General features: G+C 65.0%; 21 protein-coding genes and 2 pseudogenes. 11 read left to right on the top strand and 12 right to left on the bottom strand.

Annotated elements, in window-relative coordinates; translation table 11 throughout:
- Positions 1–423 precede the first annotated feature (423 nt).
- Positions 424–798, top strand: a complete 375-nt coding sequence (locus tag FS320_RS20350) for a ComEA family DNA-binding protein (protein WP_152713755.1) — start codon at positions 424–426, stop codon at positions 796–798.
- Between the two features lie 53 nt (positions 799–851).
- Here the strand turns inward: FS320_RS20350 and FS320_RS20345 are convergent, their stop codons facing one another.
- Positions 852–1,481: a PRC-barrel domain-containing protein gene (locus FS320_RS20345; protein WP_152713753.1), complete on the bottom strand. Its 630-nt coding sequence runs from the start codon at positions 1,479–1,481 to the stop codon at positions 852–854.
- A 203-nt stretch (positions 1,482–1,684) separates the two neighbouring features.
- Here FS320_RS20345 and FS320_RS20340 point away from each other — a divergent pair, with 203 nt between their 5' ends.
- From FS320_RS20340 to FS320_RS20330, 3 genes are read left to right on the top strand one after another with little or no spacing between them, the layout of a single operon-like run.
- A complete protein-coding gene (locus FS320_RS20340) occupies positions 1,685–2,230 on the top strand; it encodes a TRAP transporter small permease (RefSeq protein WP_152713751.1) in 546 nt (181 codons plus the stop codon).
- Between the two features lie 4 nt (positions 2,231–2,234).
- The gene (locus tag FS320_RS20335; RefSeq protein ID WP_152713749.1) at positions 2,235–3,542 is read left to right on the top strand and encodes a TRAP transporter large permease; all 1,308 of its coding nucleotides are present in this window, start codon (positions 2,235–2,237) and stop codon (positions 3,540–3,542) included.
- 34 nt (positions 3,543–3,576) lie between these two features.
- Positions 3,577–4,560 carry a TRAP transporter substrate-binding protein gene (locus FS320_RS20330; RefSeq protein ID WP_152713747.1) on the top strand — a complete coding sequence of 328 codons (984 nt, stop codon included), beginning with the start codon at positions 3,577–3,579 and terminating at the stop codon, positions 4,558–4,560.
- Positions 4,561–4,710: 150 nt separating this feature from the next.
- Here the strand turns inward: FS320_RS20330 and FS320_RS20325 are convergent, their stop codons facing one another.
- Entirely contained in the window at positions 4,711–5,133 is a 423-nt protein-coding gene (locus tag FS320_RS20325) for an OsmC family protein (protein ID WP_152713745.1), read from the bottom strand.
- A gap of 93 nt (positions 5,134–5,226) precedes the next feature.
- Here FS320_RS20325 and FS320_RS20320 point away from each other — a divergent pair, with 93 nt between their 5' ends.
- The 3 genes from FS320_RS20320 (at position 5,227) to FS320_RS20310 (ending at position 7,706) form a co-directional block, all read left to right on the top strand.
- Complete coding sequence (locus tag FS320_RS20320) at positions 5,227–5,871, top strand: DUF1345 domain-containing protein (protein ID WP_152713743.1); 645 nt, start codon at positions 5,227–5,229, stop codon at positions 5,869–5,871.
- 70 nt (positions 5,872–5,941) lie between these two features.
- The gene (locus FS320_RS20315; RefSeq protein ID WP_152713741.1) at positions 5,942–7,021 is read left to right on the top strand and encodes an IS630 family transposase; all 1,080 of its coding nucleotides are present in this window, start codon (positions 5,942–5,944) and stop codon (positions 7,019–7,021) included.
- 139 nt (positions 7,022–7,160) lie between these two features.
- A complete protein-coding gene (locus FS320_RS20310; RefSeq protein ID WP_152713739.1) occupies positions 7,161–7,706 on the top strand; it encodes a GNAT family N-acetyltransferase in 546 nt (181 codons plus the stop codon).
- Between the two features lie 19 nt (positions 7,707–7,725).
- Here FS320_RS20310 and FS320_RS20305 read toward each other — a convergent pair whose 3' ends face one another.
- The 4 genes from FS320_RS20305 to FS320_RS20290 all read right to left on the bottom strand — a co-directional run bounded on the left by FS320_RS20305 (position 7,726) and on the right by FS320_RS20290 (position 11,078).
- Positions 7,726–8,313, bottom strand: coding sequence for a DUF2239 family protein (locus FS320_RS20305; RefSeq protein ID WP_152713737.1), 588 nt, complete (start codon positions 8,311–8,313; stop codon positions 7,726–7,728).
- Between the two features lie 47 nt (positions 8,314–8,360).
- On the bottom strand, positions 8,361–8,951 hold the full coding sequence (locus FS320_RS20300; protein WP_338105497.1) for a regulatory protein RecX: 591 nt from the start codon (positions 8,949–8,951) through the stop codon (positions 8,361–8,363).
- On the bottom strand, positions 8,948–9,700 hold the full coding sequence (locus FS320_RS20295; protein ID WP_152713736.1) for a phosphatase PAP2 family protein: 753 nt from the start codon (positions 9,698–9,700) through the stop codon (positions 8,948–8,950). The genes FS320_RS20300 and FS320_RS20295 overlap by 4 nt, the downstream gene beginning before the upstream one ends.
- Before the next feature lie 184 nt (positions 9,701–9,884).
- Complete coding sequence (locus tag FS320_RS20290) at positions 9,885–11,078, bottom strand: winged helix-turn-helix domain-containing protein (RefSeq protein ID WP_152713734.1); 1,194 nt, start codon at positions 11,076–11,078, stop codon at positions 9,885–9,887.
- 190 nt (positions 11,079–11,268) lie between these two features.
- On the opposite strand from FS320_RS20290, the gene FS320_RS20285 reads away from it, so the two are divergent.
- On the top strand, positions 11,269–12,780 hold the full coding sequence (locus FS320_RS20285) for an MDR family MFS transporter (RefSeq protein WP_152713732.1): 1,512 nt from the start codon (positions 11,269–11,271) through the stop codon (positions 12,778–12,780).
- Between the two features lie 3 nt (positions 12,781–12,783).
- Here the strand turns inward: FS320_RS20285 and FS320_RS20280 are convergent, their stop codons facing one another.
- The 5 genes from FS320_RS20280 to FS320_RS20260 form a co-directional block, all read right to left on the bottom strand.
- Positions 12,784–13,899 carry an ABC transporter permease gene (locus FS320_RS20280; protein ID WP_244627257.1) on the bottom strand — a complete coding sequence of 372 codons (1,116 nt, stop codon included), beginning with the start codon at positions 13,897–13,899 and terminating at the stop codon, positions 12,784–12,786.
- A gap of 53 nt (positions 13,900–13,952) precedes the next feature.
- Positions 13,953–14,915, bottom strand: coding sequence for an ABC transporter ATP-binding protein (locus FS320_RS20275; protein WP_152713728.1), 963 nt, complete (start codon positions 14,913–14,915; stop codon positions 13,953–13,955).
- Positions 14,912–15,898: an HlyD family secretion protein gene (locus tag FS320_RS20270; RefSeq protein WP_152713726.1), complete on the bottom strand. Its 987-nt coding sequence runs from the start codon at positions 15,896–15,898 to the stop codon at positions 14,912–14,914. Before FS320_RS20270 ends, FS320_RS20275 begins: the two co-directional genes overlap by 4 nt.
- Positions 15,895–16,542: a TetR family transcriptional regulator gene (locus FS320_RS20265; protein WP_152713724.1), complete on the bottom strand. Its 648-nt coding sequence runs from the start codon at positions 16,540–16,542 to the stop codon at positions 15,895–15,897. Before FS320_RS20265 ends, FS320_RS20270 begins: the two co-directional genes overlap by 4 nt.
- A gap of 291 nt (positions 16,543–16,833) precedes the next feature.
- Positions 16,834–17,088, bottom strand: coding sequence for a hypothetical protein (locus tag FS320_RS20260; RefSeq protein ID WP_152713722.1), 255 nt, complete (start codon positions 17,086–17,088; stop codon positions 16,834–16,836).
- 195 nt (positions 17,089–17,283) lie between these two features.
- Here FS320_RS20260 and FS320_RS20255 point away from each other — a divergent pair, with 195 nt between their 5' ends.
- The 3 genes and pseudogenes from FS320_RS20255 to FS320_RS20245 form a co-directional block, all read left to right on the top strand.
- A complete protein-coding gene (locus tag FS320_RS20255) occupies positions 17,284–18,825 on the top strand; it encodes a helicase HerA domain-containing protein (RefSeq protein ID WP_152713720.1) in 1,542 nt (513 codons plus the stop codon).
- A gap of 100 nt (positions 18,826–18,925) precedes the next feature.
- Positions 18,926–20,779: an ABC transporter ATP-binding protein gene (locus FS320_RS20250; protein ID WP_152713718.1), complete on the top strand. Its 1,854-nt coding sequence runs from the start codon at positions 18,926–18,928 to the stop codon at positions 20,777–20,779.
- 102 nt (positions 20,780–20,881) lie between these two features.
- Positions 20,882–22,261 (top strand): annotated as a pseudogene (locus tag FS320_RS20245) (M20 family metallopeptidase); the annotation flags it as partial.
- Here FS320_RS20245 and FS320_RS50795 read toward each other — a convergent pair.
- Positions 22,258–22,388, bottom strand: a pseudogene (locus FS320_RS50795) (IS481 family transposase); the annotation flags it as partial. The pseudogenes FS320_RS20245 and FS320_RS50795 overlap by 4 nt on opposite strands.

Raw genomic sequence — 22,388 nt, 5'->3', positions numbered from 1 at the left:
CAGTTCGCATCGTTGCTCGTCACTCGCCACAACAGGGGACCTGCCTGCCATGATCCGTCTCCCACATCCGATCACGGTATGGAATCATGGCCAGCATCCGTTGGCCACCCCGCTGAAACCTGCTTAGCATGAAGTTAGGCCTCTGGCGAGAGCGGACGAGGGGGCGGGTGGTCGCACATCCGGACGCACCGTGCGGACGTGCGCCCGGCGTTCCAGCCCCAACCAGGCACGAGCGAAGGGGAGCCCTGATCCGACGCGGTCGAGACCGCTCCTCGGAGCAACGAACCGGGCGTGCAGGTTTCGCGCCGTCCTGAAGCTGAACCGGGCATAACGGATCGTTCAGGCTCTCCTCCGCGTTGATCGTTCACGATGACCAAGCCGGGCCGAGCCATCGGAGAGACCCGGCGATCAAAGGAGGTTTGAATGCGCATGTCCCATCTTGGAGCGCTGGTGGCGCTCGGCTCCCTGCTCGCCGCGCCCGTTCTGGCGCAGACGGCCGCCCCGGACGCCGGCACCTCGAGCCCGGCGGCGAAGCCGCCGATGACCGGCACCGCACCCGCGCCGAGTGCCGCCCGGCCCGCGCCCAGCGCGACCTCCTCCACTGGCGCCCTGATCGACATCAACACGGCCCCCAAGGATCAGCTCGACAAACTGCCCCAGATCGGCGAGGCCCGGGCCGATGCCATCATCAAGGGCCGCCCCTATCGGGCCAAGAACGAGCTCGTGGACAAGAAGATCATCCCGCAGAACGCCTATGATGCGATCAAGGACCGGATCATCGCGCACCAGAAATCATGACCAGCCGATAAAAAGGGGCCCGATGGGCCCCTCTCTCATTCCGAGGATCGGACCTAGCGGCTGTACTTGAACTCCGGGGCGGCCTTCAGCTGATCCTTCGTCATGTCCAGCATGGCGTGATCGGGAGCCGAGCGATTCATGTTGGCATCGGCAGACGTCGCCGGCGCGTTTGCGGTCGAACCGGTGGTGGCCGGCGCATTCGCGGCCGTGCCCGTCGTCGTGCCGGCGGTATTGCCGCTCGTGCCGGCCGTTCCGGTCGCGGTGTTCGAGGCGCTCGCAGCCGCCCGTGGCTCGTTGACGAACTTGATCTGGTCCATGGGAATGGCCACGTCCCGTTCGCCGATGCCCAGGAAGCCGCCGACCCCCACGACCACAGCCTGGATCTTGCCGCTGCTGTCCACAAGCAGTTCGCTGATGTCGCCGATCTTCTCGTTGCCCGGATTGTAGACATCCAATCCTTCGAGCTTGGAGGCCCGCCATTGCCCGGGCTGCTCCTGGGTCAGCCAGCTGCCGGTGTTCATGCGCGCCGGTTCCTTCGCGCCGAAGCTGCGGTCGCCCGCCGAAGGGGCCGGCATGGGGCTCGCGGGCTGGTTGGTTTGGCCCAGCGCCGGGATGGCCATCAAGGCCGTGCCGACAAGAGCGAGGGAGAGAGGCTTAGCGAGGGAGAGAGGCTTGGAGAACATGGATTCCTCCTACGATCAGGACGTGTGATCACGTCTGACATTTCAACGGCGAGGCCGGGGCGATGGTTCTGTCAGGAAGAGAGGCATTCCCGCGGACTTATGCCCAACGCCTGTGCAGCCGGAATCGAGGAAGCGCTTGCACCTGCCATGAATGCCCCTAGACTTGGGCAAAGCTTCCTCGCCGAACGCCCGAAACGGACTGCATGATCCGCACCATTCTCGACGGCCTCTATCTCCTTGCCGGCTATCTCGCAGGCCTGTTCCTCATCGTGATCTTCCTGTTGATGATGGGCCTTTCCATCGGACGGGGCATCGGCGTCAATATTCCCGCAGGCGACGACCTCGCCTCCTGGTCCATGGCCGCGATGGCCTTCTTGGGTCTCGCCCACACCTTCCGCTCCGGCGAGATGATCCGGGTCGGGTTGCTCACTGATCGCGTGAAGGGGCGGACCCGGTGGCTGTTGGAGATGTTCTCCCTCGTGATCGGCCTCGGCTTCGTCGGCTTCTTCGCCTGGCACGCGGTGCAGCTCACATATGACAGCTGGCGCTTCAACGACATGGCCCAGGGCGTGCTGGCGATCCCGCTCTGGATTCCGCAGATCGGCTATGCGAGCGGCCTCGTGATCCTGTTCATCGCCTTCGTCGACGAGTTCCTCCATGTGCTGCGCGGCGGCGACCCGCGCTACGAGAAGCCGCCCGCCACCACGGCCGAAGAGGTGGTGGAGCGCGCGATCCAGAGCGGAGTGTAGGGCCATGGAACTCATCGAGATTTCGGGCCTGCTGCTCCTGCTGCTCGCGGTGCTTCTCGCCGGCGGCGTGTGGATCGCCATCGCGCTCATGGCCTGCGGCTGGGTCGGCATGCAATTCGTGGGCGGCGGCATTCCGGCGGGCTCGGTGCTCGCCACCACGATCTGGGGCAATTCCGCCTCCTGGACGCTCGCCGCCCTGCCGCTCTTCATCTGGATGGGCGAGATCCTGTTTCGCACCAGGCTTTCGGAGGAGATGTTCCGCGGCCTCACCCCCTGGCTCAACTGGCTGCCGGGACGGCTGATGCACGTGAACGTGCTCGCCTGCGGCATCTTCGGGTCGGTCTCCGGCTCGTCCGCCGCCACCTGCGCGACGGTCGCCAAGATCGCGCTGCCGGAGCTGAAGAAACGCGGCTACGACGACATGGTGAGCTTGGGCAGCCTCGCGGGCGCCGGCACGCTCGGCATTCTCATTCCGCCCTCGATCACCATGGTGGTCTATGCGGTCGCCGCCAACGTGTCGATCATCCAGATCTTCCTCGCGGGCTTCCTGCCGGGCCTTCTCGTGATGGCGCTCTATTCCGGCTATATCGCCGTGTGGTCCCTGCTCAATCCCGAAAAGTCGCCGCCGCCCGAGCCGGCAATGAGCTTTCGCGAGAAGCTGAGGGAATCGACCAATCTCATCCCCGTCGCATTGCTGATCGCGCTGGTCTTCCTCACCCTTCTGCTCGGCTGGGCGACGGCCACCGAATGCGCCGCCTGGGGCGTGCTCGGCTCGCTCGCCATCGCCTGGTGGTCGGGCTCGCTGTCGTGGGACTCGTTCTGGAAGAGCGTCATGGGCACGACGCGCATCACCTGCATGATCATGCTGATCCTGGCGGGCGCGTCCTTCATGTCGACCTCGATGGCCTATACGGGCATTCCCCAGGCGCTCGCCACCTGGGTCGACGGCCTGCACCTGTCTCCTTATGCGCTCATCGCCGCGCTGACGATCATGTACATCCTGCTCGGCACGGCGCTCGACGGCATCTCCATGATCGTGCTCACCACCGCGGTGGTGATCCCGATGGTGAAGACGGCGGGCTTCGACCTGATCTGGTTCAGCATCTTCCTGATCCTGGTGGTCGAGATGGCCGAGGTCTCGCCGCCGGTCGGATTCAACCTCTTCGTGCTGCAGACCATGTCGGGCAAGGATTCGAACACGGTGGCGCTCGCCTCGCTGCCCTTCTTCTTCCTGCTCGTCGCGGCGGTCGCGATCATCACGCTCTTTCCCAGTATCGTGATGGTGCTGCCGCAGATGGCCTTTCCGGATTGACTTCGTTCACAAAAACCAGAGGGAGACAAAAACGATGAAACACATGACGCGCTTCGGTCTGAGCCTCGCGGGGGCCCTGCTCATGGCGGCGCCCGCGCTGGCGCAGACCAAGTGGAACCTGCCGGCCGCCTATCCGACCGACAATTTCCACACCGAGAACCTGAACGCCTTCGCCAAGGACGTGGCCGACGCCACCGGCGGCAAGCTGCAGGTCACGGTCCATGCCAATGCCTCGCTCTTCAAGGCGCCGGAGATCAAGCGCGCGGTGCAGACGGGCCAAGCCCAGGTCGGCGAGGTGCTGATGTCCCTGCACGAAAACGAGGATCCGGTCTACGGCCTCGACGTGGTGCCCTTCCTCGCCACCTCGTTCGACCAGTCGAAGAAACTCTGGGACGTGCAGAGGCCGGCGATCGAGAAGAAGTTCGCGAGCCAGGGCCTGATGCTGCTCTTTGCGGTGCCGTGGCCGCCGCAGGGCATCTTCGCCAAGAAGGACATCAACACCGTCGAGGATCTGAAGGGCGTGAAATGGCGCTCCTACAATCCCGGCACGGCCCGGATCGCCGAACTCGTCGGCGCGCAGCCGGTCACGGTGCAGGCGGCGGACCTGCCGCAGGCGCTCGCCACCGGGGTGGTCAACACCTTCATGACCTCGGGGGCCACCGGCTACGACTCGAAGGTGTGGGAATCGCTCACCCACTTCTACGACACCCAGGCCTGGATCCCGAAGAACCTGACCTTCGTCAACAAGGCAGCGTTCGACGCCCTCGACAAGCCGACCCAGGAAGCGGTGCTGAAAGCCGCCAGGACGGCGGAGGAACGCGGCTGGAAGACCGCCCAGGAAAAGACCAAGTGGTACGTCGACCAAATGACCGCGAAGGGCATGAAGATTCAGCCGCCGAGCGCCGAGCTCAAGGCAGGCCTGCAGAAGGTCGGCGAGCAGCTGACGCAGGATTGGCTGAAGAAGGCCGGCCCCGACGGACAGGCCATCATCGACAGCTACAAGAAGGCCGCGATGTAAGGCCAAATGGTTCACTGGTCATTCCCGGACCTCCGGGGATGACGATCACGACGTCATGGCCGGCCTTGTGCCGGCCATCCCGATGCAAGAGGCGCGGCGCTCTACAGGATCGAGATCACCGGCACAAGGCCGGTGATAACGGCCGGAAAATTACGCCAGCGTGAAATCCATCGTGATTTCGGCGTTGAGCACCTTGGAGACCGGGCAGTTCTTCTCCGCCGCGCGGGCGAGTTCCTCGAACTTGGCGCGATCGATGCCCGGCACATTGGCATTGAGCGTCAGAGCCGACTTCTTGATCGTAAAGCCGCTGCCCTCCTGTTCGAGAGACACGACCGCCTCCGTGGCAAGCTCCGTCGGAGTGAAGCCTGCGCCCTGGAGCTGGAACGCGAGCGCCATGGTGAAGCAGCCGGCATGGGCCGCGGCGATCAGCTCCTCCGGATTGGTGCCCTTCTCGTTCTCGAACCGTGTCTTGAAGGAATAGGGCGTCGACGACAGAACACCGGAATCGGACGTGAGCTGGCCACTGCCATCCTTGCCCGTGCCCTGCCAAACGGCTCTTGCCTTGCGGTTCATCCTGATTCTCCTTTTGCGGATAGGTTTGGGGTGATCTAGGACAGGGGATATCGGCCACCAGTGGTCCTATTCCCTTAGGGTTGCGAGTTTGTGATGACGATCCCCATGCAGGCCCGCCTACGCCCGCGGCTCCTCGGCTCCGCCGTCGTCGCGCTCCTGATCTATGCCATTCTACCAACCTCCTGGCCGGTGAATTCGCGGATGCTCGTGGCCTGGGACATCGGCGTTGCCTGTTATCTCTTCCTTGCCTGGACCATGGCCCTGCGCTCATCCACGACCCAGATGCAGGAGCGTGCCGCGCAGGAAGACGAGAAGGCGGTTGTCGTGCTCGCGCTGACGCTCGCGGCATCCGTCGCGAGCCTCGCCGCCATCGCGGTGGAATTGACCAATATTCAAGCCAGCCAGGCCGATCAGCAAGGCTTCCACCTGACCATCGCCGGCCTCACCATTCTCTGCTCGTGGTTCTTCGTGCACACGATCTACGCCATCCACTACGCCCATGAATATTACGGCGACAAAGGCGAGCGGCGGGGGCTCGCCTTTCCGCACGAGGGCCGACCCGATTACTGGGACTTTCTCTACTTCTCGTTCAATCTCGGCGCGGCCGCACAGACCTCGGACGTGGTCATCGTCTCAAAACGCATGCGCCGCCTGGCGCTGGCCCACACGATCCTGTCCTTTCTGTTCAACACGACGGTTCTTGCGCTGGCGGTGAATGTCGGCGCGGGATTGCTCTAGAGCCTCGGACCTAGTGTTGTGTCTCTGACGGGTGATTCCGAAATCTGGTCTGACGTGCGATGCTGCTCTGATGGGCAAGATCGAACGCATTGAGGTTCCCGCCGCTGATCGAGATCGCTTGGAGACCCTGGTCCGCGACCGAAACACGCCCCAGAAGGTTGTCTGGCGGGCTCGGATCGTTCTGCTGACGGACGAGGGCTTGCGCGCCACCGAGGTGGCAACTCGCGTCGGCACGAGCACTCTGACGGTACGGCGCTGGCGCCGCCGCTATGCGCAGGCGGGCGTCGACGGGCTTCTCAAGGACGCCACCCGCCCGCCAGGGCGCAAGCCCCTGACGGCAGCGGTGATCCAGCGGGTTGTCGACATGACCCTGCATGAGAAGCCGCCGCGAGCGACGCAGTGGAGCGTGCGCTCGATGGCCGCTGTCACAGGCCTGTCCCACACCAGCGTGCAGCGGATCTGGCACGCCCACGGCCTCAAGCCGCATCTGGTCAAGACCTTCAAGCTGTCCACCGACAAGCCCTTTGTCGAGAAGGTCCAGGATGTGGTCGGCCTGTATCTCGATCCGCCGGACAAAGCCCTGGTACTCGCGGTTGATGAAAAGTCTCAGATCCAGGCGCTCGACCGCACCCAGCCGGGCCTGCCGCTCAAGAAGGGCCGTGCCGGCACCATGACCCACGACTATAAACGACATGGCACCACGACCCTGTTTGCCGCTCTCGATGTGGCGACCGGCACGGTGCTGGGCACCTGCATGAAGCGGCATCGCCATCAGGAGTTCCTGCGCTTCCTGCGCGAGATCAACCGGGCCACGCCAAGACACCTCGACCTGCACCTGATCGTGGACAACTATGCCACCCACAAGCACCCGAAGGTGAAGGCTTGGCTGGCAAAGCATCCGCGCTTTCATCTTCACTTCACCCCGGCTTCGGCTTCGTGGCTCAACCTGGTCGAGCGCTTTTTTGCCCTGATCACCCAGGAGCGCATCCGGCGGGGCGCCTTCACGAGCGTGCCCGATCTGGAAAGCGCGATCATGGACTACCTGGAGCACCACAATGCCGACCCTCGACCCTTTGTCTGGACCGCCTCGGCCTCAGCTATCCTGGAGAAGGTCGCCCGTGCGAAACAAGCGTTAGAGTCACAACACTAGAAGCCGATCTGCACCTTTGGGATCCATCCGATGCTCTTTGTGCTCGGCGCATCGTTCGGAGCAGAAACCGGGTCCCCTTTTCCGCGCGATGCTCTAGGTTGTTCCCCTCCAGAAAGCGCCGAATCCTCCAGGCTTCTCCATGTCCCGTTCTCTCATCTCATCCGAAACGGTGCCGGTTCTCGAAACCGAGCGTCTCGTCCTGCGCGGTCATCGCGTGGGGGATTTCGCCGACTGCCTCGCGCTCTGGATGGATCCGGAGGTGACGCGCTTCATCAGCGGCAAGCCGTCCACGCAGGAGGAGGTCTGGTCACGGCTGGTGCGTTATGTCGGTCACTGGGCGCTGATGGGTTTCGGCTATTGGGTCGTGACCGAAAAGGAGAACGGCCGCTTCATGGGGGAGGTCGGCTTCGCCGATTTCAAGCGTGCGATCGAACCGTCCCTGGACGGCGTTCCGGAAATCGGCTGGGTGATTGCGCCCCGCGGCCACGGCAAGGGCTATGCGACGGAGGCTGCGCGTGCCGCCGTCGCCTGGAGCGACAAGCATTTCGGTCACGCCCGCACGGCCTGCATCATCGCGCCCGAAAACGCATCATCCATCCGGGTGGCGGAGAAATGCGGCTATCGCGAGTTCCAGCGCACGATCTACAAGGATCAGCCCACGATCATGTTCGTGCGCTCACCCTAGGAAGAGAGCGTCTCCCGCCTTACGTTCCGGACGACCCGTTGGCGAAGGCCCCACCGGCGAGCTTTTCGGCGTATGCTCGAAGATCCTTTGGCCAGAGCTGGATCAAAGCCGTGAACAGCGTCCGATCCCCGGCAAAGAGCGCCCGCGAGGCTTCCTCGAAACCCGCTTCATCACCGGCCAGCGTCGACATGAACCGGTAGAGAGTTTCCTGGGCCTGCCGCGTCCGGTCTTTCGACTCGTTGCTGCGTCGTGCCTCCTCGACGAGCTTGCGCAACGCGACGGAAGCGCCGCCCGGCTGGGCATTGAGCCAATCCCAATGCCGCGGCAGCAGGGTCACCTCCCGCGCGACGACACCGAGCCTGGGCCGTCCGGGGCCGCGCGACTCCGGCTTGTCGGCGGGTTCGCTCAGCCGTGCCAGCACATCTTCGGCCGTGCCTCGGAAATCGACCTCGACGACGCGGCAGGTCTCATCGTCGAGGATCAGGATGGACGCGCTCTCGCCGTGATCGAGTGTCGCCTTGGTTTTCGCCGCCACCGACGCGAGATCGCCGGAGGCGATCCGGCGGATGCCCGCGAAAGCCGTATAGGTCTTGTGGTCTTCAGGCATGTTCGTCCTCTGCCGTCATCGTTGGTTCCGGCAGGGTTTTACCCGGGTCAAATTCGACTGGCAATAATACCCGGGTAAAAATATCCGCTACGATCCATCCCGCTCGTCGTCCCGCTCCGTATCGATGACCCCTCGCGCCACATCGAACCGGAAACCGGCCCGCGCCATCGCCGCGAGATCCTTGTCGCGATAGGGCGCCCGTTCACCGGGCCGGAACGGCCGAGCCTGCGGCGGCGGGCGAAGGCCAGGGCCGCCTGTTCCTCATCGCCTTCCTCGCCCTCCAGCGCCGCCGCGATGGCGGTGCGGTCGACGCCCTTGGCGGAGAGCTTGGCCTGGATCGCCCGGGCCGAGCCGCCCCGGCGGCGCAAGGTGGCGACGCGCGCCTCGGCATAGCGGGTATCGTCGATGAGGCCGATCTTCAGGCTTTTCGCCACCACCTCGTCGATCATCTCGTGAAACTCGGCCGGATCCTCGCCGCGCAGGCGGCAGCGCTTGTCGACCTTGCGCCGCAGCACGCGCCGCAGGTTCTCGGCCGAGGAGGCATAGCGCTCGAGATAGGCGAGAGCCGCCCGCTGCAGATAGGCAGGCGTCACCTTGCGTGGCGGCTTGCGGAGAGGCTTTTCCGTTTCGCCCGTCATTCGGACTTGGCATCGGCCGGGGGCGAGGCCTCGCCCGGCTTCTCCACCTGGCCGCGCCTTTGCAACTGGAGGGCCACGAACCAGCACAGGGACGCCCAGGCGGCGCCGACCGACCAGCCGGCGACGACGTCGCTCGGCCAGTGCACGCCGAGATAGACGCGGCTTAAACCCACGAGCAGGGTCGTGATGATGGCCAGGCCCATGATGAAGGCGCTGACGCGCCGGCTCTTCTCCACGCGGGCGAGCAGGGCGCCCAGGGTCAGGTAGGTGATGGCCGACAGCATGGCATGGCCGCTCGGGAAACTCGCCGTGTAAACCCTCGTCGCATGAGGCACGAGATCCGGCCGGGGCCGCTCGAACCCCATTTTGAGTCCGGTGGAGAGCAGCATACCGCCCACGATGGCGACGAGCACCAGAAGCGCCGCGCCCTGCCTCCGGGTCATGAGCAGATAGGCCCATGTGGCCAGGGTGAGAAGCGTCAGGATCGCATAGCCGCCAAGGCCGGTGATGTCCCTGGCCGATTCCTCGAGCCAGGAGGGCCCGAGGGGGTTGGCCGGATTCTGCGGATCGCGCAGGGCCAGCAGGAGCTGGCTGTCGAGGGCATGGGTTTCCCCTTCCCGGACCTCGTCGGCCAGCGCGATGAACGCCCAGGCGAAGAACCCGCAGGCGGACACCGACAACAGGGGGCCGATCTCATTCAGCCGCAGGCGAAGCCACAGGCGTGTGGCGGGGGCGAAAAGCGTGTTCATGGCCTCCTGAGATAGGCAAGTCCGGGGCATCTGGCGAGAGGGCGGAGGATGCAACGTGCGGTGTGCGATGTCATTCAAAACCATGACGGCTACCCTCCACGTCCCCTCCACGTCCCCTCCACGTCCTGGCCGGGACGAGCCCGGTGATGACGTGGAGAGAATCATCTCTGGGAACACCGCACTGTTACACCCCCAGCCGCGTCCGCCACTCCTTCGGCGCCGTGATGCTGCCGAGGTTGAGCCATTCGGCCATCAGGCGAAGCTCATCCCCGAGAGCGGGCGCGATCTCCTCTGGAGGCGTCCCGGCTTCCGGGTGGATCGAATGCACGATGAGATTGCCCGCAACGCGGTCGGCCTTCAGGTCCACGCGGGCCACGATCCTTTCGCCGAGCACGAAGGGCAGACAGTAATAGCCGAATTCCCGCTTCTCGGCCGGCGTGTAGATCTCGATCCGGTAGCGGAAATCGAACAGGCGTTCGGTGCGCGTGCGCTCCCAGACGATCGGATCGAACGGCGACACCAGGGCCCTGGCCTCGACGCGGCGCGGGATCTTGGCCTGCGGGTCGAGATAGACTGGCCCGTTCCAGCCCTCGACGGTGACGGGAACGAGATCGCCGGCTTCCAACAGTTCGGGAATGCGCGCCTTCGCGTCCTGCGGCTCCAGGCGGAAATAGTCGCGCAGGCAGCGCTCGGAGGCGATGCCCAGCGCCCGGATGGAGAGCCGCAGGAGCTCGCGCTGCGCTTCGTCCTCGGGTGGGGTCGGGGCATTCAGGACGTCCGAGGGCAGAACCCGCTCCGGCAGGTCGTAGATGCGCTCGAATCCGCGACGCGTGGCGGTGGTGACCAGGCCTGCCCAGAACAGCCATTCGAGCGCCCGCTTGCCGTCGCTCCAGCCCCACCAGGAGCCCTGGCCCTTGCCGCCGATGGACAGGTCGCCCGCCCCGATGGGGCCGCGCGCGGCGATTTCGCGGCGGACCTCCTCGATGAAGGCGCGCTTCTCGTCACCGAACCGGGCGAGCCCGCCATAAATGCCCTCGCCCCGCTTGGCGCGATCCATGCGCCAGCGGAAGAAACGTTGCAGGTCGAGCCGAATCAGCGAGGCCTCATGGCCCCAATACTCGAAGGCTTCGCGCTTCTTGCGGTGATAAGCGGTCTTCTCGAGAAGATTCCGGTCATAGGCGCCGATTCGCGAGAAGAGCGGCATATAATGGGCCCGCACCAGCACGTTGACCGAATCGATCTGGAGCAGATGCGAGCGTTGCAGCACGCGGCTCAAGTGACGCTTGGTCGCCGCCTCAGGGCGGTTTTCGTGAAATCCTTGGGCGGCGAGCGCAATGCGCCGGGCTTGGGCGAGGGAGAACTTGGTACGGAATGCCATGGCGCGAACAATACAGGAACGTTGTCGGCTCACGCCAGAGCCGGGACTCCTGTCGGAGATCGGAATAAGGCGGAACCTGTGGATGGTCCTTGTGCTTTAGATCAGTCTTCGGTTCGAATGCATATCTGCCCTGCAACGGAGTGGCGGGCAAAATGGCTCGTTCTCCTCTAGATGGGCTCTCCGCAACACGATGGACACGATGGACCAATCACCGAATGAGAGCGTGCGGGGAAACCCGGCACCCGCCTTGAGCCACGCCGAAATCCGCACGATCATCCTCGGCGTCCTGCTGGCCATGTTCCTGGCGGCCCTGGACCAGACCATCATCGCGACGGCGCTCCCGACCATCGGCCGCGAACTGGGCGACCTGGAGCACCTGCCCTGGATCGTGACGGTCTATCTTCTGACCTCCACCGCCGTGACGCCGCTCTACGGCAAGTTCAGTGATTCTTACGGCCGGCGCGGCACCATGCTGATCGGCATCGTGATCTTCATCATCGGCTCCATCGCCTGCGCGCTCGCGCCCAACATGATCGTCCTCATCCTGGCGCGCGGCCTGCAGGGCATCGGCGGCGGCGGGTTGATCGCGCTGGCGCAGACCATCATTGCCGACATCGTCGCGCCGCGGGAGCGCGGACGCTATCAGGTCTACTTCGCCAGCGTGTTCATGACATCGAGCCTGCTCGGGCCGGTGCTGGGCGGCTTCTTCGCCGAGCATCTGCACTGGTCGGTGATCTTCTGGATCAATCTGCCACTGGGACTGGTGGCTTTCGCCATCGCCTTCCAGAGCCTGAAGAAGCTCCCGCGCTTCGAGCGTCCGCACAAGCTCGATCTCCTGGGCGCGCTTCTTCTCGTGGCGGCGACCGTCGCGCTGCTGTTGGCCTTGAGCTGGGGCGGACTGCGCTACCCCTGGGCCTCCCTGCCGATCCTCGGGCTCTTCACCGCGTCCCTGGTGCTCTGGGGCCTGTTCGCCGTTCGCATGCGCTTGGCTCCCGAGCCGCTAATTCCGCCCGGTGTGCTGCACAATCCCGTGGTGCGCATGGCCGTGCTCGCCGCCTGTTTCGCCATGGGCACCTATATCGGGCTCACCATCTATCTGCCGGTCTATTTCGAGGCCGTGCGCGGCCTCTCGGCCAGCCTGTCGGGTCTCTCCCTCATCCCCCTCATGGCGGGAACGGTGGTCGGCGCGACGCTCTCCGGCCGCACCATGGCGAAGGTGAAGCACTACAAGCGGCTTCCGACCGTGGGTCTCCTCGTCGCGATGGCGGCCACGGGCGTCCTCGCGATGTATGGCCAATCCCTGTCCATCGTGACCGTCGAGATCATCCTGGCCATCATCAGCGTGGGCTTGGGCACCGTTCTTCCGGTCACCATGGTGACGACCCAGAATGCGGTCGCGCCCCACCAGATGGGCACCGCGACGGGCACGGCCAATTTCTTCCGGTCGCTCGGGGGAGCCTTCATCGTGGCGATCTTCGGGGCCATCGTGCTCAGCGGGTCGGGCTTGAGCGGAGCCGCGAGCTTCGAATCCCTGAGCGCAGTCGCCGCCCGGAGCGGCATCGATCTGGCCGATGTGTTCAGCCATGTGTTCATCGCGGCCATCGTGGGCTTCGGTCTGTCGCTCGCCTTTCTCCTTGCCCTGGAGGAGCGGCCTTTGCGCGGCAGCGCCATCAAGGCCGCGGAAGCGGCGGTCGCCGATTGACTTTCAGTCAAGGGTCTGGCGGAAGCGCGCCACCGCCACGCCCATGGCAAACAGGGTGAAGACGGCGAGCGCCAGAACGTCGGTCTGCAGGTCGAAGAAGGTCGCGCCCTTGAGCATGATCCCGCGAACGATGCGCAGATAATGGGTGAGGGGCAGAATCTCGCCGACCGCCTGCGCCCAGCCCGGCATGCCCTTGAACGGGAACATGAAGCCGGAGAGCAGGATGTTCGGCAGGAAGAAGAAGAACGACATCTGCATCGCCTGAAGCTGGTTCTGGGCGATGGTCGAGAAGGTGTAGCCGATCGATAGATTCGCCAGGATGAAGAGCAGCGTCAGGCCGACGAGAAGCCAGAGGCTCCCGATCACCGGAATTCCGAACAGGAGCCTCGCGGCGACGAGGATGATGGTCATCTGCACGCCCCCGACCATCAGATAGGGCGCGATCTTGCCGAGCATGATCTCGACCGGGCGGATCGGCATGGCAAGCAGGCTCTCCATCGTGCCGCGCTCGATCTCCCGGGTGACGGACAGGGCCGTGAAGATCAGCATGGTGAGCGTCAGGATCAGGCCCATGAGGCCGGGCACGATGTTGAGGCGGGTCTCGCCCGCCGGATTGTAGCGCTGGTGCACACGCAGCTCATAGGGCAACGGTCGGGGCGCGAGGTGTGCTGCCGGGCCAGTGAGCTCGCGGGAGAAGACCTGCGTCGAGAGGCCCTGCAGGGCCGCAATGGCGCTGCCGGTCGCCGTCGGGTCGGCGGCATCCGCCACGACGAGAAGCGCCGGTCGCTCGCCCCGCATGAGGTCGCGCCCGAAATGCGCCGGGATCTGTACGCCGAACAGCACCTTGCCGGAGAGGATCAGGCGGTCGAGCTCCTCCTCGCTTGCGGCCGAGGTGGAGATGTCGAAGTAGTCGGTGGCGCGCATTGCTGCCAAGAACGACCTGGCAAACGCGCTGTCGTCCTGCACGAGAACGGCGGTCGGCAGATGCCGCGGGCTGGTGTTGATCGCGTAGCCGAACAGCGTGAGCTGCAGGAGCGGGATCATGATCATCATCGCAAACGTGATGCGATCGCGCCGCAGCTGGATCAGCTCCTTAATGAAGGCGGCGCGAAGGCACATCAGCGAAGCCTTGAAGCCCCGCGTGCGGCGATCGACATCGCTGATTCCGGCGCTCATCCGAAATTGTCCTTCGACCGGCTCATCAGATCGATGAACACATCCTCGAGGGTGGCTTCGCCCGGCGCCCAGTGCTGCGGCCCGTGTTCGCGCAGCTCGTTCGTCGCGGCGTCGAACTTGTGTTTGTCGCGCCCGCTCACATGCAGCGCCGTGCCGAAGGGCGCGACCATGTCGACGCCGTCGAGCGACTTGAGCCGCTCGGCCAGTCCCGCAAGGTCGGGGCCCGTGACCGTGTAGGTCGTCAGATGCGCGTTGGCGATGACCTCGTCGACGGTGCCCTGCGTGAGCAGTTCGCCATAGGCGATGTAGGCGATCTCGTGACAGCGCTCGGCCTCGTCCATGTAATGCGTCGAGACGAGCACGGTCATGCCCTCGTGAGCCAGCGCATGGATCTCGTCCCAGAAATCCCGACGCGCCTTCGGGTCGACGCCGGCGGTCGGCTCGTCCAGGAGGAGAAGCTGCGGCTCGGGCAGGATGCACGCGCCAAGCGCCAGGCGCTGCTTCCAGCCGCCCGACAATTCGCCCGCAAGCTGCTCGGCGCGGTTCTCGAGCCCGAGCCGCACGATGGCGTTGCGCGCCGCCTTTCGCGGATCGTCGAGATTGTAGACTCGGGCGACGAATTCGAGGTTCTCGCGGATCGACAGATCCGCATAGAGCGAGAATTTCTGCGTCATGTATCCCACGTGACGCTTGATCTCGGCCGATTGCGTGAGAATGTCGTAGCCGAGGCAGGTGCCGTGCCCGCTGTCGGGCGTCAAAAGCCCGCACAGCATGCGGATGGTCGTGGTCTTGCCGCTGCCATTGGGGCCGAGAAAGCCGTAGATCAGCCCGCGCCGAACCTGCATGGAGAGGTTCTTCACGACGGGCCGGCCGCCGAAGGATTTGGTAAGCCCCTCGACGTCGATGACGATCTCGGGCTCCGCCGAAACGGGACGGGACGATGCGACATCCACAGTCATGATCGCGGTTCCGGCTCAGCGGGCGTGACGGTGACCGGCAGGCCGATCGGCAGGTTCGCTCCGTCCAATGGACGCGCCTCAACGCGGAACACGAGCTTTGCCCGCTCCTGCTCGCTGAAGATCACCGGCGGCGTGAACTCGGCCTCGCTGGAGATGAAGCTGATGCGGGCCTGCAGCCCATCCTTGCAGCTGTCGCACGAGAGGCCGACCGTCTGTCCAAGGGCGATGGTGGCGAGCAGGGGTTCGGGCACATAGAAACGGATGCGACGGTTGGCCGGCGGGAGGAGCGCCAGCACAGGCTGGCCCCCATTCACCGTCTCTCCTGCGCGAAAATAAACGTCCTGCACCTGGGCATCGGACGGTGCCTTCACTTGGCGTTTGGCAAGGCGGGTTTCTGCCTGCATCAGGGCCGCCTCATTCGCCTGCACGGCCGCTTCCGCCGCACCGATTTCCCCCGACCGACCTGCGATCTGTCCGGCATCGATCTGCCGCTGCACCTCGGCGAGGGCGGCCTTGTCCCGCTCGAAGGCCGTCCTGGCCTGATCGTACTGCGCCTTTGCGGCAATGCCGCGCTCGAACAGGGTTCTCTGCCGGTCGAGTTCGGCCTGCGAGAGGCCGAGCTGGGCCTGTGCGCGCTCCTCCTGTGCCTCGAGAACCGCGATCTCCTCGGGCCGCCGGAGGGCGGCCTCAAGATTGGCGAGCTGGGCGCGGGTCTGCTGCAGCTTGGCCGCAGCCTCGTTGCGCTGCGCGGATTGCACCGACGCATCGAGCCTGAAGAGCATTGTCCCCTCGGCCACGCGATCTCCCGAGTCGACGGTCAATTCCTCGATGCGGCCCCCTTCCTCGGGAGCCATGAAGACGAGATAGCCCTCGACATAGCCTTGGAAGCGGATTGTATCGTCCGACTTCGGCCAGAAGAACCAGGCAGCCGCTCCGCCCGCGAGAAGCAGCACGGCGAAGACGATGAGCCGTGCGGTCTTCATGACGGATGCCTCTTCAGCGCTTTCATCAGAAGCGTCAGATGCGTCTCCAGCATCGCCTCGATGTCGACGGGATCGAAGCGCTGGAAGAGGCTGGTCCAGAGCAGGGCGACGAGCGCCGGCGCGATGGCAAGCTGCGGAAACCGTGCGATCTCGTCAGAGCGGAACTCGCCCCGAGCGACGCCCCGTTCGGCGATGCCGCGCAGGATCCGCAGGCCTCTGACGATCACCTCGCGGTGATAGACTTCCGCCAGTTCGGGAAAGCGGCTCGCTTCCATCAAGAGGAGGCGGACGATGTCGCGACGGCGCGTGCCGAGGATCTCCGTCCGCAGAAACAGGAAAAGCGCCCTGAGCTGGTCCTCGGCCGAGATGTCGGGATCCGGGACCTTCTGCTCGATGGCGCCGACGGGGCCGCCGATGCCGGAACGCACCAGCGCCTCGAACAGGGCCTGCTTCGAGGGCACGTAAAGGTAGAGGGTGCCTTTGGCGACTCCGGCGCGGGCGGCCACATCGTCGAGGCGCGCATCGGCGAAGCCCTTCTCCAGAAAGATGTCAAGGGCGGCGTCCAGGATCGTCTGGAGCTTGGCCTGACGTTCGCTCTCGCTCCGGGCAGGAGCCCGCCGTTTCGCCTGTCGACGCGCCGTCACGATATCCTCACCGGTAATTGACTGACTGGACAGTCATTATACAGGGAATCGGCTCGGACGTCGAATCGGATTTGAATCGAGCTGGTTTTGCCGGGGCGGCTGGAGGTTTGGGTCGGACTACGGCATCGGATCTGAACGCGAACCCATCCATGGGATCGATCCGATGCTCAATCCTTAAGAGCCGCATCCTGCGACAACAGGGTCCAGCTTTCGCCGACGCCCATCTCTGATTCCGCACCATGCGCTGAGAGCCGGTTGCTGGAAATACGTCGAGGCGCCGGCCGAATCGGCTCAGCGACGCCGCTGACGAAACAGGGTCCAGAGGAACGCTATGGCCAAAATCAACAGCAGGAAGATGCCCACGGTCGCAAAAACCGTCTCGGCGCGCGAGGCGCCGGCCGGCGGGAGCATCAGCCCGTTGGGATCCTCCTCCTGGATAACGGAACGGTCGGCTGCAGCCTCGAGAACCCGAGGCCGGCTTCCCTCGTCCCCGATGAAGACCAGGACGGCAGGAAGGGCTCGACTGACGGAAAGCTCGACGGGCATCGATCCTCTCCTGTATCGAGGTCCGCGGACGTCCTGAAAGTAAATGGTCCGGGGGCAAGCAGGTTTCGCAAAACCTGCGGCGTCATGGCTGGGGAAAGCGTATTTCGCCTGTGGAGGACTGACGGCGACCCGGCACTTCCTTAAGCCTTGCCGTGTTAGGACCAAGCCGGTTTTGCAATCGCAAGAGGGAGGCTGATGAAGGTCGGCATCGACATGGGACAGGCATCCTCCGCGCCCGGAGGACAATCGGCGCTGCTCGATCTGGAAGAGCTTCTGGCGACGCGTCTGCTCGTCCAGGGCAATTCCGGTTCCGGCAAGTCGCATCTCCTGCGCCGTCTTCTCGAACAGAGCGCCAATCTCGTCCAGCAGGCCATCATCGATCCGGAAGGCGATTTCGTCACGCTGGCCGACAAGTTCGGCCACGTGGTGGTCGATGCCTCCCGCAGCGAGGGCGATCTTCAACGCATCGCCGCCCGCGTGCGCCAGCACAGGGTCTCCGTGGTGTTGAGCCTGGAGGGCCTCGATGCCGAGGCGCAGATGCGCTGCGCCGCCGCCTTCCTCGGCGGCCTCTTCGATGCGGAGCGCGATTACTGGTATCCGATGCTGGTCGTGGTGGACGAAGCGCAGCTCTTCGCGCCCGCCGCTGCCGGCGACGTGTCGGACGAAGCCCGAAAAGTGTCTCTCGGCGCCATGACCAACCTCATGTGCCGCGGCCGCAAGCGCGGGCTCGCGGGCATCATCGCCACCCAGCGCCTCGCCAAGCTCGCCAAGAACGTCGCGGCGGAAGCCTCCAACTTCCTCATGGGCCGCACCTTCCTCGACATCGACATGGCCCGCGCCGCCGACCTTCTGGGCATGGAGCGCCGTCAGGCCGAGATGTTCCGCGATCTCGAGCGCGGCCATTTCGTGGCCCTTGGCCCGGCTCTCTCGCGCCGCCCGCTGCCGATCCGCATCGGCGAGGTCGAGACCTCGACCCGCAGCGGCACCTTCAAGCTCATGCCGCTTCCCGAGCAGCCGAAGCAGGAGGCCCGTGACCTCATCTTCAAGGCCGGCGAGGACGAGCCGGCCCGCCCGGTGATGCCCCGCCGCGCACCTCCGCCGCCTCCGGCCCCGTCCACCAACGATCTTTTGGCGCAGCTCGCGCGCACCCGCCCGGCTGCCGCTCCGGAGCCTCAAGCCCAGGAGACCGAGCAGTCCAAGGCCGAACGTGATGCCGCCCTCGATGCGATCCTGCGTGAGATCCTCGACGATCCGGAGGCCGCCTTCCGCTCGGTGGCCGTTCTGTATCAGGATTTTCTCGTTCGCTGCCGCATCCGCCGCGTTGCCGGGGAGCCCCTGAACCTTCCCGCCTTCCGCCGCCGTCTCGCGGTCGCCCGCGCCGGCGTCGATACGGCGACCGCCGACGGGACCGAATGGGATCGCGCGGTCGCTTTCGCGGCCGATCTCGCGGAGGATATCCAGGGCATCTTCCTGCTCATTGCGCGGGCGGCTATGGAAGGCTCGGCCTGCCCGCCCGACGGCGAGATCGCCCGCGCCTGCGGCAGCCGCTCTCCCGGCCGGGCCCGGCGCCTCATCGCCTATATGGAAAGCCGCAACATCGTCGTGACCCGCAACGATCCGCGGGGCCTGCGCATCATCGCGCTCCCCGATCTCGGCTGGGAAACCGGCCCCGGCGACCCCAATGCCTTCGAGGAGCCTCAGGCGCCCGAGACGCGGGATCTGTTCGCGGTCGGGTAGGTCTTCAACTTAGCGCGATCGTCACCTCAGGGACAAAGATCGTTGCATCATGCGTCCGCTGCCCGCTGTGATTCGGGTCCTAAGAGGACGAGACGCGCCGATGTTCCGCTACTTCGAGACCCGGATCGACTTCACCAAAAGACCTCCTGAGGAATCGCCGCCGGATAATCTCTGGGGCTTCTACTGGCACTTCATCGCCCAGGCGAAGGGCCTGTTCATCGCGCTGTTCGCGCTGGGCTTCGTGCTCGCCGTCTTCGAGGCGCTGATCCCCTATCTCATCGGCCGGTTGGTCAATGCCCTCTCGCATACGTCCCCGGAAAACATTTTTCGCGAGGCCGGGCCGCTGCTGATCGCCATGGGGTCGATCATCCTCCTGGTGCGGCCTGTGGGGACGATCCTGTTCCGGCTTTTGGTCAACCATTCGCTGGCGGTCTCCTTCACCACCATGGTCCATTGGCAGAATTACTGGCACGTGGTGCACCAGCCCTTGGGCTTCTTCCAGGAGGATTTTGCGGGCCGAATCGCCAACCGGGTGCTGCAGACGGGACGGCCCTTGCGTGAGACGGTTCTGTCGGTGGCTCGCGCCGTCTGGCAGATCCTGATTTTCGGGGCGGCCTCCATCGGATTGATGGGAACGCAGGACATTCGCCTGGCTCTCCCCATGGCCGGATGGTTCATGCTCTATGCGACGTTGCTGGCCTTTTCCGTGCCGAGCATCCAGAAGCGCTCGCGCGCGTCGAGCGAGGCGCGCTCCGCCGTCACCGGCAAGGTGGTGGACAGCTTTACCAACATCATGACGGTCAAGCTGTTCGGGCGCCGCAAGGACGAGGACGAATATATCAGCGAGGGCTATCGCCGGCTCAACGATGCGTTCATGAGCCAGCAGCGCATCAACACGTTCTATGTGGCCGGTCTCACCTTTCTGAATGCGATTTTTCTCGTCTCGACCGGCGCCATGGCGGTGTGGCTCTTCAGCACGAACCGCATCGATGCCGGCACCATGACCACCGCCCTGCTGCTCTCCACTCAGATCGTCTCCATGTCCGGCTGGGTGGCCTTCGAAGTGATGGGCATCTTCGAGAATGTGGGCACGGTGCAGGAGGGCATGAAGACGATCTCGCGCCCGCTCACCATGCAGGACAAGCCGACCGCCAGGCCATTGACGGTGACCCGCGGCGAGATCCGCTTCGACGACGTGAGCTTCTCCTATGGCGATGGCAACAAGGTCGTCGACAGGCTGAATCTGATCATTCGCCCGGGCGAGAAGATCGGCCTCGTCGGGCGCTCCGGCGTCGGTAAGACGACGCTCGTCAACCTGCTCCTGCGCTTCTTCGAACCGCAGGAGGGCCGGATCCTGATCGACGACCAGGACATCGCCGACGCGCGGGAGGAAAGCCTGCGCTCGCAGATTTCGGTGGTGACGCAGGATACCTCGCTGCTGCACCGCTCCATCCGGGAGAACATTCTCTACGGGCGGCCCGAGGCGAGCGAGGAGGCGATGCGCGAGGCGGCGCGTCAGGCCCATGCGGTCGAATTCATCGAGCGCCTGGTCGACGGACGCGGCCGGCGCGGCTTCGATGCGCATGTGGGCGAGCGCGGAGTCAAGCTCTCCGGCGGCCAGCGCCAGCGCATCGCCATTGCCCGCGTGATCCTGAAGGACGCACCGATCCTGATCCTGGACGAGGCGACCTCGGCGCTGGATTCGGAGGTGGAGGCCGCCATCCAGGAATCGCTCGCCACCCTCATGGAAGGCAAGACGGTGATCGCCATCGCCCACCGCCTCTCGACCCTGCAGCTCATGGACCGCCTGATCGTCATGGACGACGCGAGGATCGTCGAGGAAGGCACGCACGAGGAACTGCTTGAAAACGGCGGCCTCTATGCCGGTCTCTGGTCGCGCCAGTCGGGCGGGTTCCTCGTGGCGCGCAAGGGCGTGGCGGGCGAGGCGGTCTAGGGTGCGTTGAAAACAAAGCTTCCATGAAACGATGTCTCTTCCTTACCGGCGCGAACCTGATAGTGTTCGCGCCGGTCCCATTTTACGAGACATCATAACATTATGCATAACGACCGCCTGAGCCTTGATGCCGTCGCCCGTCAAGTCGATGCCAAGGCCGAAGATTACTGCGCCTTGAGCGACCGGATCTGGGCCGCGCCGGAACTGGCTTTCGAGGAGCATCGCGCCGTTCAGGAGCAGATCGCCGTGCTCGAGCGCGAGGGCTTTCGCATCACGAAGAATGTTGGCAGCATGGCGACGGCCTTCATTGCGGAATTCGGGAACGGGGGCCCCGTCGTGGGCATCCTCGGCGAGTTCGATGCCCTGCCCGATCTGGCACAGGAATCCGGCCGCACCGAACATGCTCCCACGGTGAAGGGCACGCCGGGCCATGGCTGCGGCCACAACCTGCTGGGGGCAGGTTCCGCACTGGCGGCCGTCGCCCTCAAGGATGCGCTTGTCGCGGAAGGCATTGCTGGCACCGTGCGCTATTACGGCTGCCCGGCTGAAGAGAGCGGCTCGGGCAAGACCTTCATGGCGCGCGCCGGCCTGTTCCATGATCTCGGCGCCGCCTTCTGCTGGCATCCGAGCGTCGTCAACGAGGTGCAGACCGCGTCGTCGCTCGCCTGCATCCAGGCTTACTTCCGCTTCAAGGGCCGCGCCGCGCACGCGGCGGCGGCCCCTCACGTGGGCCGTTCCGCGCTCGACGCGGTGGAGCTGATGAATGTCGGCGTGAACTACATGCGCGAGCACATGCCCTCCGATGCGCGCGTGCATTACGCCACCACCCACACGGGCGGCGATGCGCCGAATGTGGTGCAGGCCTTCGCGGAATCGCTCTACCTCGTGCGCTCGCCGCACCTGCCCGATGCCAAGCGTCTGTTCGAGCGCGTGAAGAAGATCGCAGAGGGCGCGGCGCTGATGACGGAAACTTCCGTCACGGTGCAGATCACGGACGCCACTTCGAATGTCCTGCCCAACAAGGCGCTGCAGGAGGCCATGTACGAGAACATGCGCCGCCTTGGACCGCCCGCCTTCGACAAGGCCGATTTCGCCTTTGCGGAAAAGCTCCAGAGAACGGCGCTGACGGATGAGGAGATCCTGGCCAGCGTCAAGCCGCACGATCTTTCGCTGAAGACCAAGGTGCTCCATGACGGGGTGCTCGCCATGCCGACCCGCGAGGATGTCATGATGGGCACCACCGATGTGGGCGATGTCAGCTGGATCGTGCCGACGGTGCAGTGTCACACGGCCTGCTTTGCCATCGGCACGCCGTTCCACACCTGGCAGCTCGTCACGCAGGGCAATCTGCCCGCTGCCCACAAAGGCATGGTGCTGGCCGCCAAGGCCATGGCGGCGACTGCCGCCGATTGCTTGCGCAACCCGGATCTCGTCGCCCGCGCCAAGGCGGAGCTGAAGGAACGCAATGGCGGCCGCGACTACCTGTCTGGATGCGAGACCTCCTTGGCGGCAGCGATGACCTGGAGGGCGGGCGGCAACGCGTCTGAATCGGGCGGCTTGTAGCGGCGGTTGGCGAGCTTCGGCTCGGCGGCCAGGCGGCTGCGCACCA

Origin of the sequence: Microvirga tunisiensis, assembly GCF_009296175.1 — a bacterium.
GTDB lineage: Bacteria > Pseudomonadota > Alphaproteobacteria > Rhizobiales > Beijerinckiaceae > Microvirga > Microvirga tunisiensis.
This window is presented reverse-complemented; position numbering and strand designations above follow the sequence as displayed.

What these genes read in the sequence shown, in the direction of transcription:
- FS320_RS20350 (WP_152713755.1), top strand. Translation starts at nt 424, where the DNA reads ATGCGCATGTCCCATCTTGGAGCGCTGGTGGCGCTCGGCTCCCTGCTC.
- FS320_RS20345 (WP_152713753.1), bottom strand. Translation starts at nt 1,481, where the DNA reads ATGTTCTCCAAGCCTCTCTCCCTCGCTAAGCCTCTCTCCCTCGCTCTT.
- FS320_RS20340 (WP_152713751.1), top strand. Translation starts at nt 1,685, where the DNA reads ATGATCCGCACCATTCTCGACGGCCTCTATCTCCTTGCCGGCTATCTC.
- FS320_RS20335 (WP_152713749.1), top strand. Translation starts at nt 2,235, where the DNA reads ATGGAACTCATCGAGATTTCGGGCCTGCTGCTCCTGCTGCTCGCGGTG.
- FS320_RS20330 (WP_152713747.1), top strand. Translation starts at nt 3,577, where the DNA reads ATGAAACACATGACGCGCTTCGGTCTGAGCCTCGCGGGGGCCCTGCTC.
- FS320_RS20325 (WP_152713745.1), bottom strand. Translation starts at nt 5,133, where the DNA reads ATGAACCGCAAGGCAAGAGCCGTTTGGCAGGGCACGGGCAAGGATGGC.
- FS320_RS20320 (WP_152713743.1), top strand. Translation starts at nt 5,227, where the DNA reads ATGACGATCCCCATGCAGGCCCGCCTACGCCCGCGGCTCCTCGGCTCC.
- FS320_RS20315 (WP_152713741.1), top strand. Translation starts at nt 5,942, where the DNA reads ATGGGCAAGATCGAACGCATTGAGGTTCCCGCCGCTGATCGAGATCGC.
- FS320_RS20310 (WP_152713739.1), top strand. Translation starts at nt 7,161, where the DNA reads ATGTCCCGTTCTCTCATCTCATCCGAAACGGTGCCGGTTCTCGAAACC.
- FS320_RS20305 (WP_152713737.1), bottom strand. Translation starts at nt 8,313, where the DNA reads ATGCCTGAAGACCACAAGACCTATACGGCTTTCGCGGGCATCCGCCGG.
- FS320_RS20300 (WP_338105497.1), bottom strand. Translation starts at nt 8,951, where the DNA reads ATGACGGGCGAAACGGAAAAGCCTCTCCGCAAGCCGCCACGCAAGGTG.
- FS320_RS20295 (WP_152713736.1), bottom strand. Translation starts at nt 9,700, where the DNA reads ATGAACACGCTTTTCGCCCCCGCCACACGCCTGTGGCTTCGCCTGCGG.
- FS320_RS20290 (WP_152713734.1), bottom strand. Translation starts at nt 11,078, where the DNA reads ATGGCATTCCGTACCAAGTTCTCCCTCGCCCAAGCCCGGCGCATTGCG.
- FS320_RS20285 (WP_152713732.1), top strand. Translation starts at nt 11,269, where the DNA reads ATGGACACGATGGACCAATCACCGAATGAGAGCGTGCGGGGAAACCCG.
- FS320_RS20280 (WP_244627257.1), bottom strand. Translation starts at nt 13,899, where the DNA reads ATGTGCCTTCGCGCCGCCTTCATTAAGGAGCTGATCCAGCTGCGGCGC.
- FS320_RS20275 (WP_152713728.1), bottom strand. Translation starts at nt 14,915, where the DNA reads ATGACTGTGGATGTCGCATCGTCCCGTCCCGTTTCGGCGGAGCCCGAG.
- FS320_RS20270 (WP_152713726.1), bottom strand. Translation starts at nt 15,898, where the DNA reads ATGAAGACCGCACGGCTCATCGTCTTCGCCGTGCTGCTTCTCGCGGGC.
- FS320_RS20260 (WP_152713722.1), bottom strand. Translation starts at nt 17,088, where the DNA reads ATGCCCGTCGAGCTTTCCGTCAGTCGAGCCCTTCCTGCCGTCCTGGTC.
- FS320_RS20255 (WP_152713720.1), top strand. Translation starts at nt 17,284, where the DNA reads ATGAAGGTCGGCATCGACATGGGACAGGCATCCTCCGCGCCCGGAGGA.
- FS320_RS20250 (WP_152713718.1), top strand. Translation starts at nt 18,926, where the DNA reads ATGTTCCGCTACTTCGAGACCCGGATCGACTTCACCAAAAGACCTCCT.